The organism is Thermohalobaculum sediminis (assembly GCF_023487995.1).
GTDB lineage: Bacteria > Pseudomonadota > Alphaproteobacteria > Rhodobacterales > Rhodobacteraceae > Thermohalobaculum > Thermohalobaculum sediminis.
The window spans coordinates 1-3,834 of sequence record NZ_JAMFKN010000031.1; the positions used below are offsets into that span (position 1 = coordinate 1).

A 3,834-nucleotide genomic window follows, 5' to 3' on the forward strand; every position below is an offset into this window, starting at 1 on the left:
GTGGTGCTTGTTCCCCATCTTCGGTCCTCCTTCTCCTCACTCTAGTGGTGGACCGAAATTTCTGGGGTGGCTCAGGGCGCCCAGCTCGCGCAGTTCTACCTCGGCGAGGCGGTGCGCCTCTCCGATGCTTCGACCGTCTCGGCAGAAATCGGCCGCGCCGAAGCGCTGAGACGATGGCTGATCGAGCAATGGTCCGAGCAGGACATCATTCCGCGCGAGATCCAGCAGTTCGGCCCGAACGCGCTGCGGGAGTCACCCAAGGTTCGCGCAGCGATTGGCATTCTCGTGGATCACGGCTGGCTCGTTCCGCTTCCCGAGGGAACCGTGATCCGTGGCGCCCCTAGGAAGCTGGCTTACCGGATCGTGAGGGGCGCCGATGTGGTTTGACGTCGAGGCGGCCCTCGCCGAGATCGGCTCCGCCGCGGAGAAGCGCGGCCGGAAGCCGGCGTGTGGTGTAGCGGATGTAGCGAATGTAGCGGCTCCCTGCGAGCAGAAGTCGGAGCGTGGGGAAGGTGCGGAGGCTGGCGAAGTTGCCAACGTGCTTGCCGCCATAGATGCCGGCGCCGAGCGCCCTGGGTCGATTGCTGTCAACGCGGGCCTCGGCGTTACCGTCACATATCAACTGATCGACCGCCTCGTCGCCGAGGGCAGGCTTACGATTGCGCGCGATGGCATCCTCTCGGCTCCGAGGGAGCTTGGCCGAGATTGACGTTGTGGACGCGCGCCGGTCGGCCCGACCGGAACCGGCCGTTCGCTGCGCACGCACATTCCGTCCGGAACGCGGACAAAGCCGCCATCGATTGGCGGGCGCAAGCACCGCGATGATCTGATAATTTCTCGCCGCGCCAATCATCGGAGACGGAGTGATGACCTACAGACGGCAGCTGGTTTCTAACGGCAACCCAATGGAAGAGATCGTGGGCTTCAGCAGAGCCGTGCGGGTTGGCCCATTCATCGCTGTTGGTGGCACCGCGCCGGTTGATGCCAACGGAAAGACAGTGGGCGTTGGCGATGTCTTCGCGCAGACAACTCGGTGCTTCGAGATTATAAAAGCGGCGCTGGAAGCTGCCGGGTCCGGCCTCCATGATGTTGTTCGCACTCGCGTAATCCTGACCGACATCGAGAACTGGAAGGAGGCGATCGAAGCGAGAAAAGCTTACTGCCGTGATGTGAAGCCGGTGGACACCATCATGGCGATTGGACGGTTCGTGAATCCAGAATGGCTTGTCGAGATCGAGGTCGATGCCTTCGTTTCCGGGGAATGATCCTCTCGCGGAGAAGTCTGCCATGCGTGGTCACTGCCTTTGCGGCGCTGTGAGCTTCGAAATCGACCTTCCTCCCGAAGCATGCGTGAACTGCCACTGCGAGAGTTGCCGGCGGCAATGCTCGGCGCCGATGACCACTTATATCGCGGTTCTGGATGACCATTGGCGGTGGACCGGCACCCCGCCCAAGCTCTTCAGGTCCTCTCCCGGCGTCGAACGGACGTTCTGCGCGACCTGCGGTACGCCAGTATCTTTTCGATCGCACCGCATGTCCGGGACCATGCACTTCTATGTCGCGGCGATGGAAGAGCCCGAAGCCTTCTGTCCGACGCTGAACGTCGCAGTCGAAGAGAGACTCTCCTGGTTGAAGCTCGCCGACGATCTGCCGTCACATCTCGGCCCGGATTATACGAAAACCTAACGCCGATGCGCGGGCCGAGAGGCCAGCCTCGATGGATGAGCGACAGATTTCATTGCCCATTCAGGCCGGGTGCTCATACGCGCTCCGAATATTCATGCGAGGATTGAAATGTCGGGAAGATACATCGTCGAGGCAGAGGGAGTGCTTGCGTCTCCCTCGCCGATCGGTAACGCCGTCGTCGTCGGAATATCTGCGGGATCAGCTGCCAGCTCTCGGTCGGACAGAACGACTATATCCTGGGCACTGCACGCGAAGAGGCCGAGATCGCGCTCGGGCACGCCTTCCGGATCGCGGAGACGGCGGGGTTCTCACGCACGAAGATAGTCTATGTCGATCTGGCTTTCTCCAATCTCGATGATCGCCCCGAAGTGAGGCCATCTACGAGTCGCTCCTTGAGCCCAGAGGGCGGCCCACCCGCACCATAAACCAGGCCGCGCGACTGCCTTACGGCGGCAAGGTGAAGGTCCAGGTAATCACTGCAAAGAAATGAGCGCACGCGCGTGCTGATCGCGTCCACGACTGGCTCGAGACGGGCCGTGGGCGACGTCTACACGGCATGTAGATCAGCGCGAAGAGCGGTCGTCGCGGAGCGCGTCGAGATCCGTTTGGCGGGCAAATCGGCCCCCGAGCATCCGGATCAGGATCGAGCATTCGGCAAACGCGAGGCGTCCTCCCTCCCTTGGGAGCGACGCCTCCTGCGAGTTCGACGGTCAGACTGCGGATTCGGCGGAGCCTGCGGCCAGCGCGATCAAAGTGCTCGTGGCCGAACGGAAGCGAATGTCGCGAACCGGTGCGTACTCGGCACTGAGATACCAGTTCTTGAGCTCCGACATGCTCGGAAACTCAATGATCACCATTCGAGCCGGAGCCCAGTCTCTGCCTGCCTCCAGCACCTCCAGTTCCCCTCCACGGGAAAGGAAGCGCCCGCCATACTTTGTGATCAAAGGCAGAACCGCTCGCTTGTAGTCTTCGAAGACCTCCGGATCCGTGATGACTTCATCGGCGATAAGATAAGCGGGCATGCGGTCATCCTCCCTTGGCCCCCCCCCTGATGAGGTAGACCGTAGCCGCCTGACCCGCGTCAGGTAAGTCGGAACTATCAGCGACAGGTCTCGAACGAGACCTCCGCTGCGTGTCGCTTCAACGGGACCTCACGGCCGCGATCGATATCGGCACGACGGCGAGAAGGCGACGGAGAGCAGTCGTCCCCGCGCATCGCCAAAATGTCTGGTCGCGCCTCACCTTTCTCCCGCACCGATCAGGGCTCATCCTGGAAAGCGTGCCTCGATCAATAGCGCCACTCGCTCCTGTAGAGCCCAGAGGTAAGGATCGTGTATCCCCTCTGCTTCCAGCGCCGAAACCGTTTGAAGCAGGTATTCCGCACCCGACCCCCAATGCCCGCAGGCCTCCGACAGACAGGCCGCAACCTCATCCAGCGTCAGGCCGCCAGCATAGTTTCGCCCCTCGGGATTGGCCGTGAACGCGATCGCCCGGCGCACGTCGCCACCAACTTCCACGTCGATCCACCTCGGGCAGTTGCTCGGCGGGCGGGCCGTCATCTCGCGCCGCCACAAGTCAGCCAGCACCGCCCATTCCCGATCCGGGGGAACGACCTGCAACACACCCTCACAAGTATCGCCGCGATCGATCTGCATCATCAGGCCGGGGAAGTCCGGTGTGCCGCGAAACCGGTTGAGTCTCAGGGAAAAGGCCCTCTGCCATCCGAGGGCGGTTGCACGATACACGGCCGCGGGCACGAAGACCGGCCGCCAGATCAGCGAGCCGTAAGCAAAGACGCCGATCGGCCCCTGCGGTCTCTCCCGGAGGAATTCTCGGAGGTGTTCGTCGTACTGGTCGTCGGAGAAGACCTCGATACCTGGCCCGGCACCGGTATCTTCGACGGCGCGATGAACTCGTCGAACGTGAGCTTCCGTCAGTCGGGGGCTCCGCTGCATGGCCGTTTACCAGCGAGAAAGCGCATATTGAAAGCTAGCATTGCTTGGGACGCCATGCATGTGAATTCACCAAGGCACGGACGCCTGGAAAGCGAAGGAAGATCCTGAAGAACTTTATGCCGAGCAAGGCCAAGACGGCTCGGAGTGCGCGTTCGCCGCGCAGAGCGCGGAGTTCTGGAGATCGGGACAAACT

At 62.2% G+C, this 3,834-nt stretch carries 6 protein-coding genes; 4 read left to right on the forward strand and 2 right to left on the reverse strand.

The window, feature by feature from the left end; genetic code table 11:
- The first annotated feature begins 66 nt into the window (after positions 1 to 66).
- From M1105_RS20370 to M1105_RS20385, 4 genes are all read left to right on the forward strand, one after another.
- Positions 67 to 387: a hypothetical protein gene (locus M1105_RS20370; RefSeq protein WP_249582206.1), complete on the forward strand. Its 321-nt coding sequence runs from the start codon at positions 67 to 69 to the stop codon at positions 385 to 387.
- Positions 377 to 709, forward strand: coding sequence for a hypothetical protein (locus M1105_RS20375; RefSeq protein WP_249582207.1), 333 nt, complete (start codon positions 377 to 379; stop codon positions 707 to 709). Before M1105_RS20370 ends, M1105_RS20375 begins: the two co-directional genes overlap by 11 nt.
- A 157-nt stretch (positions 710 to 866) precedes the next feature.
- Complete coding sequence (locus tag M1105_RS20380) at positions 867 to 1,265, forward strand: RidA family protein (RefSeq protein WP_249582208.1); 399 nt, start codon at positions 867 to 869, stop codon at positions 1,263 to 1,265.
- Positions 1,266 to 1,287: 22 nt separating this feature from the next.
- The gene (locus M1105_RS20385; RefSeq protein ID WP_249582209.1) at positions 1,288 to 1,686 is read left to right on the forward strand and encodes a GFA family protein; all 399 of its coding nucleotides are present in this window, start codon (positions 1,288 to 1,290) and stop codon (positions 1,684 to 1,686) included.
- 710 nt (positions 1,687 to 2,396) lie between these two features.
- Here M1105_RS20385 and M1105_RS20390 read toward each other — a convergent pair.
- Positions 2,397 to 2,708, reverse strand: a complete 312-nt coding sequence (locus tag M1105_RS20390) for a DUF1330 domain-containing protein (RefSeq protein ID WP_249582210.1) — start codon at positions 2,706 to 2,708, stop codon at positions 2,397 to 2,399.
- Between the two features lie 243 nt (positions 2,709 to 2,951).
- Positions 2,952 to 3,641, reverse strand: coding sequence for a gamma-glutamylcyclotransferase (locus M1105_RS20395; protein ID WP_249582211.1), 690 nt, complete (start codon positions 3,639 to 3,641; stop codon positions 2,952 to 2,954).
- Positions 3,642 to 3,834 lie beyond the last annotated feature (193 nt).